Here is a 13,722-nt window from a genome sequence, read left to right on the forward strand (position 1 = left end):
CCGTTAGAGCGCCGCGCGTCCAGGACGCTCTATCACTTTAGATTGGCGCATAATCCCTTTCCGAAAATCGAATCCGGTTTTCGGGGTTATGCTTCAGAGGAGATGACATTGCAGACGCTCAACGAAAGCCGCGAAGACGGCATCGAGCATGATGATCTAAGCATTGCCCGCGCGCTGGAGGAGGACATCATTTTCGGGCGGCTGGCGCCTGGAACCCGCCTGACCGAAGACACGCTCCTTGCCCGCTTTCACGTCACGCGCCATTTCGCCCGGCAGGCGATCGTGCAGCTCGAGACGATGGGTATCGTGGTTCGCGAGCGCAACAAGGGCGCGACCGTCCGCTCGCTGACGGCCCGCCAGGTCCAGGAAATCTACGACGTTCGGGAACTGCTGCAACGGCAGGCAGCGCTGTGGATAAAGCTGCCGGCGCCCGAGGCGTTGATCGAGGAACTGCTGGCGCTGCACGAGGAGCATGGCCGCCACATCGAATCCGGCTATCTCAGGGGTGTGCACGAGGCCAACGATAAATTCCACCTGACGCTCTTCGGCGCCTGCGGCAATTCGCATCTGGTGCAATCGATCGAGCTCTATATGCGGCTCAGCCTGCCGGTGCGTGCCAATTCGATGTCGAGCAAGGAATCGCTGCGTATCTCGCACGAACATCACCGGCTGATGATCGAGATGCTGCGCGGTGGGGATAACTGGGTTCTCGCCCAGCTCTGCGTCGACCATCTGCAGCCGAGCAAGAAACGCTATCTCGCCTATGTCAGTGACAACTGACGCGAACCGGCCGCTTGAAAGGGAGCGCAATCTTTCGATTGCGCTCCCTTCGCCTACCGGCTCACCAATCGAGGCGCAGGAGAGACACGCCTTGACGCGGTAGGGAGACTTTGAGGGCGATCTTGCCGTCGTCGACCTTGACCGACGCCTCGCCGTCGATCTCGGCGAGTTTTCCCGAGGCTTCCAGCCTGGCATAGTCTTCGCCGGCCGGATTCTGCGGCTTGCCCATCGCCTTCCAGACGCCGAAGGCGTTGGAATGCTCCTCGTCCATCCTGAAATGCTTGAGCGAGGCGGACTTGTCGCCCCAGCCGTCGAGATTGACCGTGATGTCGGCGGACGGCCCGGCTTCGTCATCGTCGTGGTAGTGCCAGAGGAGAATGGAAACACCCTTGTCGTCGCGGGTCGCCACGACGTTGACATCGGGCTTGCCGCGCACGCCATGGCTCATGATATCCTCGATATCGCGGCGATAATCGCTTTCCGATTCCAGCCATTCGCCGCCGAGCTTGCCGAGCATGCGGAAGCCGTTGAGAACAGCCTTGTCGACGCCGTTGGTGGCAAGATCGCGGAAGCCGTCGAAATAGGGCTGGTCGTCGAAGAGGAAAGCCCAGGTCACCGCGCCTTCGATATGGATGTTGGCGCGTCTCGCCAGTTCGTAAGTGCGAATCATGCTCTCGACGACATAGACGCCGTAGAGTGGGCCGTTGCGATAACCGTTCTGCGGATGGACGCGTGCAGAGCAGGCCGCACAGCCTTCCGGATCGGATTCGCCGATCACCACGGGCAGGTGTCGGAGTTCCGGAAACTCGTTGATGATGGCAAGGTTCGTCTCGATGTCGCGGAGCTGCTTGTGCAGGCCCATCCGGACGTGGCCCTCGTAGATCACCGGATTGCCCTTGGCATGGAAGGCGAGGAAATCGATCGGCGACTTATTGTCGACCGCGTGCTTGAGGAAGGCACGCAGGAAAGTCTGGGCCTTTTCGTTGGCAAAGGCGCCGCAGGTGTGCGGACCGCCGACACGGGCATTCGGCAAGGCACGCTTCAGGGCCTTGGCGCTGACATCATACATTTCGCAGAATTGCGGTATGGTGCCGGTCCAGTAGTGACCGTCCGGCTCGTTCCACACTTCCCATGGCCAGCTTGAAACGACGGCCTCGCCATATCTTTCGGCCAGATGGCGCGCCCATGCTTCGATCAGGTCAGCCCATTTCTTCAGATCCGTCGGCGGCGCCGTCCAACCGGTGGTGATCGTTGCGTATTTGTCGGCCGGCTCCCATTGGTGGCGATAGGGACCGTCGAAATCGGAGAGCGCCTCAGGCGTGAAACCGATCTGGATCAGCGGAATGTTGCCGGCTTCCACATAGGTGTCGAAGATCTTGTCGATGATCGTCCAATCATAGACCGGATTACCGTTCGCATCCTCGGTATAGGCATTGGTCGAACCCCATTTGAGCGCAGGCAGGCCGTCGCCGCTGGTCAGAAGATTGTGCGCACGGATGCGGGGTGGCTCGGGGCTCAGCTCGGTGAGTTCCTTGAGCAGCTTCCTGCCGTGCGGGGAGTAGGTGTAGTTCGGCTCGTCGTAACCGAACCAGTTCCACAAGGGTTCGTATTTGCCGGTTGGCCGGTTGGCGTGAACGGAGATTGTCACGTCATAGGGGCTGCTCATCCTGGTGTCCTCTTGAACGGTCATGCCAAAGCCTCCTCCCGAAAGCAGCCGACCTGTCTGGTGATGAAGTGCGGCCTCTTGGGAGGGCGCCGCGCTCGCTGCAAAAGCTAAGCCAAACGCTCACTTTGTCAATAATATAAAAAATCAGATCGGCACCGTTCGCCAAAAATGCCTGTAAATGCGCTATTTTTTATGACAGACAAAATTATCAGTTGCCGTTTCTCAAAAAATTGTCGATAACTGTGGCGTGAGTTCGCCCGCCGTCGAGGAGTGCATGTGTCCCTGCGGCACGCGCAGGCAGGGGTTCGCTGGACGCCATCGTCAATCGATTACGGGAAGCGCTCGCCGCGGCGAGTTGAGGAGGAGGAACATCCGATGAAGTTCCGTAAATATGCAGCCATTGCCTTATTGTCTCTCATGGCCCTTCCGGCATTTGCGCAGGATTTCATTGCCGGCATACCGCGCAATGAAACGCTGATCATCCAGGGTACGCCGCAGCAGAATGCCGACTGGTTCAACCTCTGGGCTCCGGGCGGCGGGGCGGCTGCAAATCTCAACGGCCTGCAGCAGCTGACCACCGATACGCTATGGTTCATCAATCCCGAAGGCGGCAAGGATGCCTGGCAGAATGCGCTGGCCAGCGAACCGCCGAGCTACAACGCCGATTTCACCGAGATGACGGTGAAGCTGCGCAAGGGCATCTTCTGGAGTGATGGCATCGAATTCACCAGCGACGACGTGGTCTATACCGTGCAGACGCAGATCGACCATCCCGGCATGGCCTGGAGCGCGCCCTTCACCGTCAATGTCGCGAGTATCGAAAATCCGGATCCACAGACGGTCGTCTTCCATCTAAAGAAGCCGAACTCGCGCTTCCATACGCTTTTCACCGTGCGCTGGAATGCCGCCTGGATCATGCCGAAACACGTCTTCGAGAAGGCCGCAGATCCGCTGTCCTTCAACAACAACCCGCCGGTTTCACTCGGGCCCTACCAGCTGCAGAGTTATGACAAGGGCGGCAACTGGACGATCTGGAAGCTGCGCGACGACTGGCAGCGCACGTCGATCGGCCTGGCTGCAGCACAGCCGCCCGAGGTCAAGTACGTCGTCTATCGCGCCGCCGGCAATCCGGAGGCCCGCGTCATCGAGCAACGCAACCACAATCTCGACGTCATCAACGACATGGCGCCCGAGGGCATGTTCTCGATCATGCGTGACAGCAAGAGCACGGCCTCCTGGCTGAAGGGCTTCCCTTTCGCGCATCCGGACCCGACGCTGCCTTCCGTTCTCTTCAATACGAAGAAGGCGCCCTTCGACAATAAGGACGTGCGCTGGGCTCTCGCTCTGCTGATCGACATCCGTGAAGTGGCGCTTGGCTCCTATCGCGGCGCGGCCAATATCGCCGCCCTTGCCACGCCGCCGACGGGTTCTGCCCCGGACGATTATTACGCACCGATGCAGGACTGGCTGACGAACTTCGAGCTCGACACCGGGTCCCGCAAGATCAAGCCTTACGATCCCAACATCTCGTCGCAGATCGCCAATATGGTGCGCAGCCAATGGGCCGATCAGATCCCGACCGATCCGGCCAAGCTGCAGCGAACCTTCGGCTTCGGCTGGTGGAAGAAGGACGTTGAGGCTGCGACCGAGCTGCTGCAGAAGGCAGGCTTCAAGAAGAGCGGCCGCCAGTGGATGAAGCCTGACGGCACGCCCTTTACGATCCGCCTGCAGGTGGAAGGCGATGCCATCCCGACGCTTGCCCGCGCCGGCACGGTGATCGCCCAGCAATGGACGCAAGCCGGCATCGCCACCAAGGTCGATGTCGCCGGCCCGACCAATGGCCAGCGCCTCAGCACCGGCGATTTCGAGACGGCGATCTACTGGAGCATCGAGACCTGGGGCGGTCATCCCGATCTCTCCTTCTTCCTCGACAGCTATCATTCGGAGTTCATCAAGCCGGTCGGGCAGATCCAGCCGCCGCGCAATCTGCAGCGCTGGCAGGATCCGCGTCTCGACCAGCTCATCGAGCGCAATCGGTCGATCGCCTTCGATTCGCCCGATGTCGCCAAACTCGGCCAAGACTTTCTGAAGCTTGCCGTCGAGGAAATGCCGATGATCCCGCTGATGGCCTACAACAAGTTCGCGCCGCTCGATACGACCTACTGGACCAACTATCCAAGCGCGGACAATCCGTATTCGGCCTCGGGTCCGAACTGGTCGAACATCCGCTACATGGTGGTCGGTCTGAAGGCCAATCCGGACGCGCCGAAGCCTTGATCGAGGCAATATCGAGGGAGCAGCCGGCCGCCGGCTGTTCCCGTTCTGCTATTGAAAGGTCGATGTCATGAACGGCTTTCTGATCTATGCGGCAAAACGCTTTCTGCAATTTCTCTTCGTGGTCTTCACCGGCATCACGCTGGCCTTCCTCATCGCGCATTTTTCGCCGGTCGATCCGATCGAGCAGACCGTGTCGCTGTTGACGAGCTTTGGCTCCACCGATCCGCAGGCCGTCGAGATCCTCCGCGAATCGCTGCGTGAACTCTACGGCACCGGTGGCCCGCTACTGGAGCAGTATTTCACCTTCTGGGGCCGCGTCCTGACCGGCGATTTCGGCCCATCGCTTTCCTCTTTCCCGACCCCTGTCATGACCGTTATCGGCCGGGCGCTGCCCTGGACGGTCGGGCTTCTGACGCTCGCAACGATCATCTCCTGGATCATCGGCAATTTTCTCGGCGCCCTTGCCGGTTATTTCCACAGCAGCAAGCTGCTGAAGGTCGCCGGTATCGTCATCATGGCGCTGCAGCCGATCCCGACCTACATCATCGGCCTCAGCCTGGTGATCCTCTTCGGTTTCATCTGGCCGATCCTGCCGATCAGCGACGGCGCGCAGGTCAATCTCGCGCCTGCCTTCAACTTGGCCTTCATCAGCTCGGTGATCGAGCACGGCATCCTGCCGGCCCTGACCCTCGTGCTTGTCGGCATCGGCGGCTGGTTCATCTCCATGCGCTCGCTGGTTTCCAACATCGTCACCGACGATCACGTCGTCTATGCCGAACTTGGTGGCGTGCGCTCGCGCAGCATCTTTTCGCAATATGTGGCGCGCAACGCCATGCTGCCGCAGGTCACCGGCCTGGCACTCAGTCTCGGCAATGTCTTCGGCGGCGCCGTCATCGTCGAGTTCGTCTTCAACTATCCCGGGATCGGCAAGCTTCTGATTTCCGGCATTTATTCCGGCGATTACAGCCTCGTGCTCGGTGTCACCACAATCGCCATCATCGCGGTTGCCGCCGCGGTCTTCGTGATCGACATCATCTATCCGCTGATCGATCCACGTGTGAAACTGGGGTAATCCGTGATGTTCAAAGTCCTCAGAGACCTGCTGCGCTACAACAAGGAGTTCCTGCTCGGTACCATCCTGATCTCTATCATCCTGGCGCTGATCGCGGCATCGTTCTTCTCGCCCTATGACGAGAATGCCATCTATGTCGTCGCGCCCGACATGCCGCCTTCGGCCGAATTCTGGCTCGGCACCACCTCGCGTGGCCAGGAGGTTTTCTGGCAGATCGCCGCCTCGATGCGCAATACGCTGGTCTTCGGCATCATCGTCGCCTTCGTCAGCCGCATCATCGCCATCGCCGTCGGACTGATCTCCGGCTATATCGGTGGGCGAACCGACCAGATCATCATGGCGGTCAACGATACGCTCGGCGCACTGCCGAATATTCCGATCCTGCTGCTTCTGGTCTTCGTGCTTCGCGACCAGATGACGTGGTTCATGCTGGCGATCACCGCGGCGCTGCTCGGATGGACGCATGACAGCCGCCTGATCCGTTCCGTCGCACTGTCTCTCCGCCACCGGGAATTTACCCGGCACGCGGTCTTCTCGGGCATGCGGACACGACAGATCCTCATCCGCGAGCATCTGCCCTATGTCATGCCGATCGTCTTCTTCACGACTATGAACAATCTGATCTGGGCGATCGGCCTCGAGGTGACGCTCTCGGTGCTTGGATTTTCCGACATCAACCGGCCGACGATCGGCGGCATGATCTACTGGGCCAATGCGCATTCCGCAATGGTATCGGGCGTATGGTGGTGGGTCGCCTTTCCGATGCTCTTCGTCGTCATCCTGTTCCTCGGCCTGTTCATGCTCGCCATGTCGGTGAACGAATATATCGACCCGCGCTCGCGCCTGGCCCGCATGGGAGCTTGAGGAGATGCAGAACCTGATGAGGACGCAGCCTTTGACCCTTGCCGAAAACGCCACGGACGCGCTGACGATCGACGGGCTGAAATGCTATTACGTCAATGATTATTTCGGCGTACGGCGGGAGATCCGCGCAGTCGACGATATCAGCCTGACCATCCGCAGGAACGAGATCTACGGCATTGCCGGCGAATCCTCGAGTGGCAAGACATCACTGATCAAGACGCTTGCCGGCGCCATCCGGCCGCCGATGCGCGTCGTCGGCGGGACGGTGAAATTCAATTTTGCCGACGGGCCGATCGATGTCTATGCTGAACCGAGCAAGATGAAGGCGGCACGCTGGCGCCACCTTTCCTATATCATGCAAGGCTCGATGAACGTGCTGAACCCGGTCAGGAGGGTCAAACACGCCTTCACCGATTTCGCCTCCCGCCACATGAACCTCGATCCAGATGCCTTCCGCGCGCGCGTCGAGGCGCATCTTGCCCGCCTGCATCTCGATCCGCATGTGCTCGAGGCCTTTCCACACCAGCTTTCGGGCGGCATGCGCCAGCGCCTGACGATTGCTCTCGCCACTGTCTGCGAGCCGGAATTCATCATCGCCGACGAGCCGACGACGGCGCTTGACGTGCTCGTCCAGCAGGACGTGCTGGCGCTGATCAAGGAAGTGCAGATGCGCTTGCAGTCCTCGGTCATCTTCGTGACCCACGACATGTCGGTGCATGCCGCCATCACCGACCGGCTGGCCATCATGTATGCGGGACGGCTGGCGGAGGAGGGGCCGACGCAGGCGATCTTCGACAATCCCCAGCATCCCTATACCGTTCACCTGATCGGCAGCCTGCCGCGCATCGGCGATGTCTCGACGCGAAAGAGCCTCAGGGGCAAGCCGCCGGCACTCTCGGATCCGCCCTCGGGATGCCGGTTCCATCCGCGTTGTCCGATCGCGATCGACAAATGCGCACGTGAGGTGCCGGCCATGCTGCCGAGCGCGACCGGAGGGCGGGTCGCGTGCTTCCGTGCCGGGGAGTACCAGATTCAATGAGCAGCCATTTCCTTCTCGAACTCGACCACGTCACCAAGCTCTTTCCGATCGGCGGTTTCTTCTCGCGCGAGAAGATGAAGGCGGTCGACGAGGTCAGCTTTGCCCTCACCGCCGACAAGCCCGAGATCTTCACGATCGTCGGCGAATCCGGCTCCGGCAAGTCGACGCTGGCAAAGATGATTCTCGGCAACGAAAAGGCCGATCGGGGCAGCATCCGCTTCGACGGTACGGATGTGAAGGCGGTGCGCTCCCGTAGGGATCGTGAGGCTTTCATGGCCAAGGTTCAGCCGGTCTTTCAAAATCCGTTCGAGGCCTTCAATCCGCTGACCCGGATCGACGAGTATCTGCTGGCCACCGCCCATCGCTTCAAGGGCGCGAAGAGCCGCGCCGAGAAAGAGGCGCTTGCCGACGTTGCCCTTCAACGTGTCGGCCTGTCGATGGCGGAGATAAAAGGTCGTTTCTCGCATGAGCTTTCAGGCGGCCAATTGCAGCGCATTGCCGTCGCCCGCGCCCTGATACCCGAGCCGAAGCTGATCGTGGCGGACGAGCCGGTCTCGATGGTCGACGCATCGCTGCGCATGTCGATCGTCAATCTCTTTCGGGATCTGCGCGACGCGCTCAACGTCTCGATCGTCTACATCACCCATGACCTTGCGACCGCCTACTACATTTCCGACCGCGTGGTGATCATGCGCAAGGGCGTGGTGGTGGAGAGCGGCGATGCCAGGGATGTGCTGGAACATCCGAAACACGCCTACTCTATCGCCTTGAAGAACGCGGTCCTGCCGCCCAATCCTCGCGAGGCGTCGGCGATCATTCGCCTGCGGCAGCGCAATGGCAAGGCAAATGAAGCCTATTCCGGCGATGGCGACCGCCTTGCCAGGTGAAGCTCAATTTCTGAGCTTCACTCTTTAAATCGCTGCGGCGACCCGCAGTGCGTGGCTCCGTCTTTGCAGTTTCAATTCCATCGATTTGCGGGCATGGTCTCGCGCGATGAGCACAGATTCGTCCGATCTCTTTGGCGCGCTTTTCGAGGCGCCGCCCGCGAACCGAACGGTTCCGGTGCTGGTGCCGATGCCGGCGCCCAAACCCTATTCCTATTCGGTGCCGGATGGCATGGCGGTCGAGCCCGGCTCGGTCGTGCAGGTGCCGCTCGGGCCGCGGCAGGTGATCGGCGTCGTCTGGGACGGCGGCGAAGACGGCGTCGATCCGAAGAAGCTTCGGCCGATCAGCCATGTCTTCGACTGCCCGCCGCTTTCCAGGGAGATGCGGGATTTCATCGATTGGGTGGCGACCTATACACTCTCGCCGCCCGGGCTCGTCGCCCGCATGGCGCTGAGGGCGCCGAACGCCTTCGAGCCGGAACCGATGGTGGAGGGGTTGAAGCTCGTCGGCGGCGAACCGGAACGGATGACGCCGGCGCGCGCCCGGGTGCTCGATACCGCCTCCGACGGCTTTTCCTGGACACGGAGCGGTCTTGCGCATGCGGCGGGCGTCTCGACGAGCGTCGTCGACGGACTGATCACGCTCGGCATTTTTGAGGCGATATTCCTGCCGCCGCCGCCGGTTGTGGCGATGCCCGATCCGGATTTTGCCGCCGCACGTCTCGAAGGGCCGCAGAAGGAGGCAGCCGAAGAGATCGTTACCGACGTCCGCAAGGGCGAATTTTCGGTGTCACTGATCGACGGGGTGACCGGCTCCGGCAAGACCGAGGTTTATTTCGAGGCGATTGCCGAGACGCTGAAACGTGGCAAGCAGGTGCTGATCCTGCTGCCGGAGATCGCGCTGACGGCCAGTTTCATGGAGCGCTTCCAGGACCGCTTCGGGGCAAAGCCGGCCGAATGGCATTCCGATCTTGCGCCGCGCATGCGCGAAAAGGTCTGGCGCCAGGCGGTGACCGGCGAAGTGCGGGTGGTGGCGGGCGCGCGCTCGGCACTCTTCCTGCCCTTCGAGGATCTTGGCCTGATCATCGTCGACGAGGAGCACGATCCCGCTTACAAGCAGGAGGATCGCGTCTTTTACAATGCTCGCGACATGGCTGTCGTGCGCGGCCGAATCGGCGATTTCCCCGTCATCCTGGTGTCGGCGACGCCGTCGGTCGAAAGCCAGGTCAACGGGCAGAGCGGACGCTACAGCACCGTCCACCTGCCGACGCGTTTCGGCGATGCGGCGATGCCGGATCTGCATCTGGTCGATATGCGCAGGCACGCGCCGGAGCGGGGCGGCTTCCTGTCGCCGGTGCTGATCCGGGCGATCGGCAAGACAATGGAGAAGCGCGAACAGGCGCTGCTGTTTCTCAACCGGCGCGGTTATGCGCCGCTGACGCTCTGCCGGGTCTGCGGCCATCGATTCCAATGCCCGCAATGTTCGAGCTGGCTGGTGGAGCATCGTTTCCGCAAGCAGCTGCAATGCCACCAATGCGGCCATGCCGAGCGCACGCCGGAGGCCTGCCCGGAATGCGGCACGCTCGACCATCTCGTTGCCTGCGGGCCAGGCGTCGAGCGCATCGCCGAAGAGGTGGAACGGCATTTCCCGGAGGCGCGAACGATCGTTCTCTCCTCGGATATTATGGGTGGGGTGAAGCGGCTGCGGCTGGAGTTGGAAGCGATCGCCAAGGGCGAGGCGGATATCGTCATCGGCACCCAGCTTGTCGCCAAGGGGCATAATTTTCCGCTGATGACGCTGGTCGGCATCGTCGATGCCGATCTCGGCCTTGCCAATGGCGACCCCCGCGCGGCCGAGCGCACCTTCCAGCTTTTGTCGCAGGTGACCGGCCGGGCCGGACGCACCGGACTGAAGAGCCATGGGCTGCTGCAGACCTATCAGCCGCAGCATCCTGTCATGCAGGCGATCGTATCAGGTGATTCCGACGCCTTCTACGAGCGCGAGATCAGCGAACGCGAACGCGCCGTGCTGCCGCCCTTCGGCAGGCTTGCGTCGATCATCGTTTCGGCCGAAACCCGCCAAGATGCTGAAAACCATGCGCGCGGCATGCGCAACGCCGCACCGCAGGTGTCGGGTATCTCGGTGCTAGGCCCGGCCGAAGCGCCGCTCGCGCTGGTACGCGGCCGTCATCGCTTCCGCCTCCTGGTGCACGGCCGGCGGAACTCGGACATGCAGGGGTTCCTGCGGGCGATGCTGTCGCAGTCACCCAAGGAGCGCGGATCGGTGCAGGTGCAGCTGGATATCGATCCGCAGAGTTTTCTCTAGACGCCATTTCCTCCTTTTTCGGCCCATGCCATAAAACACTGATTCATCCGGGTGATTTGGGGCTGACGCATGGAGTTTTATTTTCCGACCGAGCTTGGCGAGCAGCTTGCTTTTTGCTCTGCCGCTTTCACGGCGCTTGCCGGCTTCATCATGATGTTCGCGCCGGGGCAGACTTTCCGTCTTCTCGGTCTGCAGGCGCAGGAGGGGCGGCCGGAAGGTTTCGGCGAGGGACGCTCGATGGGCGGTTTCTATCTCGGTTTCGGCCTGTCGGCGATCCTGCTCGCCCAGGACTGGATCTACATGGCGCTCGGCGCCTCTTTCGCGATGGCTGCCTTTGCCCGTATCATCTCGATCCTGTCCGATAAGGGGAGTAATCTCGTCAACTATTTACTCCTGGTTGTGCAGATTGCTTTGGCCGCGCTACCGCTGCTCTACGTTTTCGGCTTCATCCAGACGTGACTCTCTCTGCCGGCAGACGGCATTTCTGGCCTCCTTCCAGGCCATTGCGCAATTTTGCGAACAGAAAATCATATGAAAGGCATATTCGGGCGTTACGCGTGTTGCGAGTCCGTACATCCTATGTTAGACGGACCCCGAATTTCGGAAGAAGCAAGAGGCTTCTCTTGTGATTTCTGGGGGAAATCAAAACGAATTCAAGATCATAGGTTCGGCGCCCGCCGAGAGCCGGATTTTGGGTTGAAATCAGGGAAATTTGTGCCAGTGGCAGACACGTCCCAGCTTACTTCTGGTGTTGCCGAGCGCTATGCCTCGTCGCTTTTCGAACTGGCGCTCGAGCAGGGCGCCGTCGACAGCGTAACCGCCGATCTTGACCATTTCCAGACGATGCTGGATGAGAGCGCCGACCTGAAGCGTTTCGTCGCAAGCCCGGTTTTCTCCGCCGAAGACCAGTTGAAGGCGATCGTCGCCATCAGCGAGAAGGCCGGCATCAGCGGTTTCTTCGCCAATTTTCTGAAGGTCGTGGCGCGCAACCGCCGCCTGTTTGCCCTGCCGGGCATGATCAAGGCCTTCCGCATCATCGCCGCGAACCATCGCGGTGAAATTTCCGCCGAGGTCACCTCGGCGCATGCGCTTTCGCAAGCGCAGGAAACCGAATTGAAGGTGGCACTCAAGAGCGTTACCGGCAAAGACGTGACGATTGCCGTCACGGTTGATCCGTCAATTCTTGGTGGTCTGATCGTGAAGGTCGGGTCCCGTCAGATTGATACGTCTCTTCGTACCAAACTCTCTACCCTTAAGCTCGCATTGAAAGAGGTTGGCTGATGGATATCCGCGCCGCGGAAATTTCCGCAATTCTCAAAGACCAGATCAAAAATTTCGGCAAAGAGGCAGAAGTCTCGGAAGTCGGCCAGGTTCTCTCCGTCGGTGACGGTATCGCTCGTGTCTATGGTCTGGACAATGTCCAGGCCGGTGAAATGGTCGAGTTCCCGGGCGGCGTCCGTGGCATGGCGCTGAACCTCGAATCCGACAATGTCGGCGTCGTCATCTTCGGCGCTGACCGTGACATCAAGGAAGGCGACACCGTCAAGCGGACCGGCGCCATCGTCGACGTTCCGGTCGGACCTGAATTGCTCGGCCGCGTCGTCGACGCGCTCGGCAATCCGATCGACGGCAAAGGCCCGATCAATGCGACGCGCCGCTCGCGCGTCGACATCAAGGCTCCCGGGATCATCCCCCGCAAGTCGGTTCATGAACCGATGTCGACTGGCCTCAAGGCCATCGATGCGCTGATCCCGGTCGGCCGCGGCCAGCGCGAACTCGTCATCGGCGACCGCCAGACCGGCAAGACCGCGATCCTTCTCGATGCCTTCCTCAACCAGAAGGCCATTCACGACAACGGTCCGGAAGGTGAGAAGCTTTACTGCGTCTACGTCGCCATCGGCCAGAAGCGTTCGACTGTCGCGCAGTTCGTCAAGGTGCTCGAAGAGCGCGGCGCTCTGAAATATTCGATCATCGTTGCCGCCACCGCTTCCGATCCGGCGCCGATGCAGTTCCTGGCTCCGTTTGCCGGCTGCACCATGGGCGAATATTTCCGTGATAACGGCATGCATGCGCTGATCGGTTACGACGATCTGTCCAAGCAGGCCGTATCCTACCGTCAGATGTCGCTTCTGCTGCGCCGCCCGCCGGGTCGCGAAGCCTATCCGGGCGACGTTTTCTACCTGCATTCGCGCCTGCTCGAGCGCGCTGCGAAGATGAATGACGACATGGGCGCCGGTTCGCTGACCGCTCTGCCGGTTATCGAGACGCAGGGTAACGACGTTTCGGCCTTCATTCCGACCAATGTGATTTCGATCACCGACGGCCAGATCTTCCTTGAAACCGATCTTTTCTATCAGGGTATCCGTCCTGCCGTGAACGTTGGTCTGTCGGTTTCCCGCGTTGGTTCGGCGGCGCAGATCAAGGCGATGAAACAGGTTGCCGGCTCGATCAAGGGCGAACTCGCGCAGTATCGCGAAATGGCTGCCTTCGCCCAGTTCGGTTCGGACCTCGACGCTGCGACGCAGCGCCTGCTGAACCGTGGCGCACGCCTGACCGAACTCCTGAAGCAGTCGCAGTTCTCGCCGCTGAAGACGGAGGAACAGGTCGCGGTGATCTTCGCGGGCGTCAACGGCTATCTCGACAAGCTGCCGGTTGCTTCGGTCAGCAAGTTCGAGCAGGGTCTCCTCTCATATCTGCGTTCGGAAGGCACCGCCATCCTCGACGCGATCCGCACGGAAAAGGCAATCAGCGATGATACCAGGGGCAAGCTTACCGCTGCCCTCGATAGCTTCGCAAAGTCTTTCTCGTAATCGG

11 protein-coding genes are annotated in these 13,722 nt (G+C 60.9%); 10 read left to right on the top strand and 1 reads right to left on the bottom strand.

Going from position 1 to position 13,722, the window contains the following annotated elements; all coding sequences use genetic code 11:
- The first annotated feature begins 108 nt into the window (after positions 1-108).
- Positions 109-780, top strand: a complete 672-nt coding sequence (locus MOV76_RS13920; protein ID WP_018243866.1) for a GntR family transcriptional regulator — start codon at positions 109-111, stop codon at positions 778-780.
- Between the two features lie 61 nt (positions 781-841).
- Here MOV76_RS13920 and MOV76_RS13925 read toward each other — a convergent pair whose 3' ends face one another.
- Positions 842-2,470, bottom strand: a complete 1,629-nt coding sequence (locus MOV76_RS13925) for a GH39 family glycosyl hydrolase (RefSeq protein WP_247264715.1) — start codon at positions 2,468-2,470, stop codon at positions 842-844.
- A gap of 351 nt (positions 2,471-2,821) precedes the next feature.
- Between MOV76_RS13925 and MOV76_RS13930 the strand changes: the two genes are divergently transcribed.
- The 9 genes from MOV76_RS13930 (at position 2,822) to atpA (ending at position 13,718) form a co-directional block, all read left to right on the top strand.
- Positions 2,822-4,723, top strand: coding sequence for an ABC transporter substrate-binding protein (locus MOV76_RS13930; RefSeq protein ID WP_028734231.1), 1,902 nt, complete (start codon positions 2,822-2,824; stop codon positions 4,721-4,723).
- 67 nt (positions 4,724-4,790) lie between these two features.
- Positions 4,791-5,795 (top strand): ABC transporter permease, encoded by a 1,005-nt coding sequence (locus tag MOV76_RS13935; RefSeq protein WP_247264716.1) that lies wholly within the window; start codon positions 4,791-4,793, stop codon positions 5,793-5,795.
- Between the two features lie 6 nt (positions 5,796-5,801).
- Positions 5,802-6,659, top strand: coding sequence for an ABC transporter permease (locus tag MOV76_RS13940; RefSeq protein WP_247264728.1), 858 nt, complete (start codon positions 5,802-5,804; stop codon positions 6,657-6,659).
- A gap of 16 nt (positions 6,660-6,675) precedes the next feature.
- A complete protein-coding gene (locus MOV76_RS13945) occupies positions 6,676-7,698 on the top strand; it encodes an oligopeptide/dipeptide ABC transporter ATP-binding protein (RefSeq protein WP_020493412.1) in 1,023 nt (340 codons plus the stop codon).
- Positions 7,695-8,585 carry an ABC transporter ATP-binding protein gene (locus MOV76_RS13950; protein ID WP_247264717.1) on the top strand — a complete coding sequence of 297 codons (891 nt, stop codon included), beginning with the start codon at positions 7,695-7,697 and terminating at the stop codon, positions 8,583-8,585. The genes MOV76_RS13945 and MOV76_RS13950 overlap by 4 nt, the downstream gene beginning before the upstream one ends.
- Positions 8,586-8,691: 106 nt before the next feature.
- Positions 8,692-10,908 carry a primosomal protein N' gene (locus MOV76_RS13955; protein ID WP_247264718.1) on the top strand — a complete coding sequence of 739 codons (2,217 nt, stop codon included), beginning with the start codon at positions 8,692-8,694 and terminating at the stop codon, positions 10,906-10,908.
- 69 nt (positions 10,909-10,977) lie between these two features.
- Positions 10,978-11,367 (top strand): hypothetical protein, encoded by a 390-nt coding sequence (locus MOV76_RS13960; RefSeq protein WP_018243858.1) that lies wholly within the window; start codon positions 10,978-10,980, stop codon positions 11,365-11,367.
- Positions 11,368-11,622: 255 nt separating this feature from the next.
- Positions 11,623-12,189, top strand: a complete 567-nt coding sequence (locus MOV76_RS13965) for a F0F1 ATP synthase subunit delta (RefSeq protein ID WP_018243857.1) — start codon at positions 11,623-11,625, stop codon at positions 12,187-12,189.
- Positions 12,189-13,718, top strand: coding sequence for a F0F1 ATP synthase subunit alpha (atpA, locus tag MOV76_RS13970; protein WP_018243856.1), 1,530 nt, complete (start codon positions 12,189-12,191; stop codon positions 13,716-13,718). Before MOV76_RS13965 ends, atpA begins: the two co-directional genes overlap by 1 nt.
- The last annotated feature ends 4 nt before the right edge of the window (positions 13,719-13,722 follow it).

The sequence above is a fragment of the Rhizobium sp. PRIMUS64 genome, assembly GCF_023006465.1.
Taxonomy (GTDB): domain Bacteria; phylum Pseudomonadota; class Alphaproteobacteria; order Rhizobiales; family Rhizobiaceae; genus Rhizobium; species Rhizobium leguminosarum.

Coding starts and splice junctions, on each gene's coding strand:
- MOV76_RS13925 (WP_247264715.1), bottom strand. CDS start 2,470: ATGACCGTTCAAGAGGACACCAGGATGAGCAGCCCCTATGACGTGACA.
- MOV76_RS13930 (WP_028734231.1), top strand. CDS start 2,822: ATGAAGTTCCGTAAATATGCAGCCATTGCCTTATTGTCTCTCATGGCC.
- MOV76_RS13935 (WP_247264716.1), top strand. CDS start 4,791: ATGAACGGCTTTCTGATCTATGCGGCAAAACGCTTTCTGCAATTTCTC.
- MOV76_RS13940 (WP_247264728.1), top strand. CDS start 5,802: ATGTTCAAAGTCCTCAGAGACCTGCTGCGCTACAACAAGGAGTTCCTG.
- MOV76_RS13945 (WP_020493412.1), top strand. CDS start 6,676: ATGAGGACGCAGCCTTTGACCCTTGCCGAAAACGCCACGGACGCGCTG.
- MOV76_RS13950 (WP_247264717.1), top strand. CDS start 7,695: ATGAGCAGCCATTTCCTTCTCGAACTCGACCACGTCACCAAGCTCTTT.
- MOV76_RS13955 (WP_247264718.1), top strand. CDS start 8,692: ATGAGCACAGATTCGTCCGATCTCTTTGGCGCGCTTTTCGAGGCGCCG.
- MOV76_RS13960 (WP_018243858.1), top strand. CDS start 10,978: ATGGAGTTTTATTTTCCGACCGAGCTTGGCGAGCAGCTTGCTTTTTGC.
- atpA (WP_018243856.1), top strand. CDS start 12,189: ATGGATATCCGCGCCGCGGAAATTTCCGCAATTCTCAAAGACCAGATC.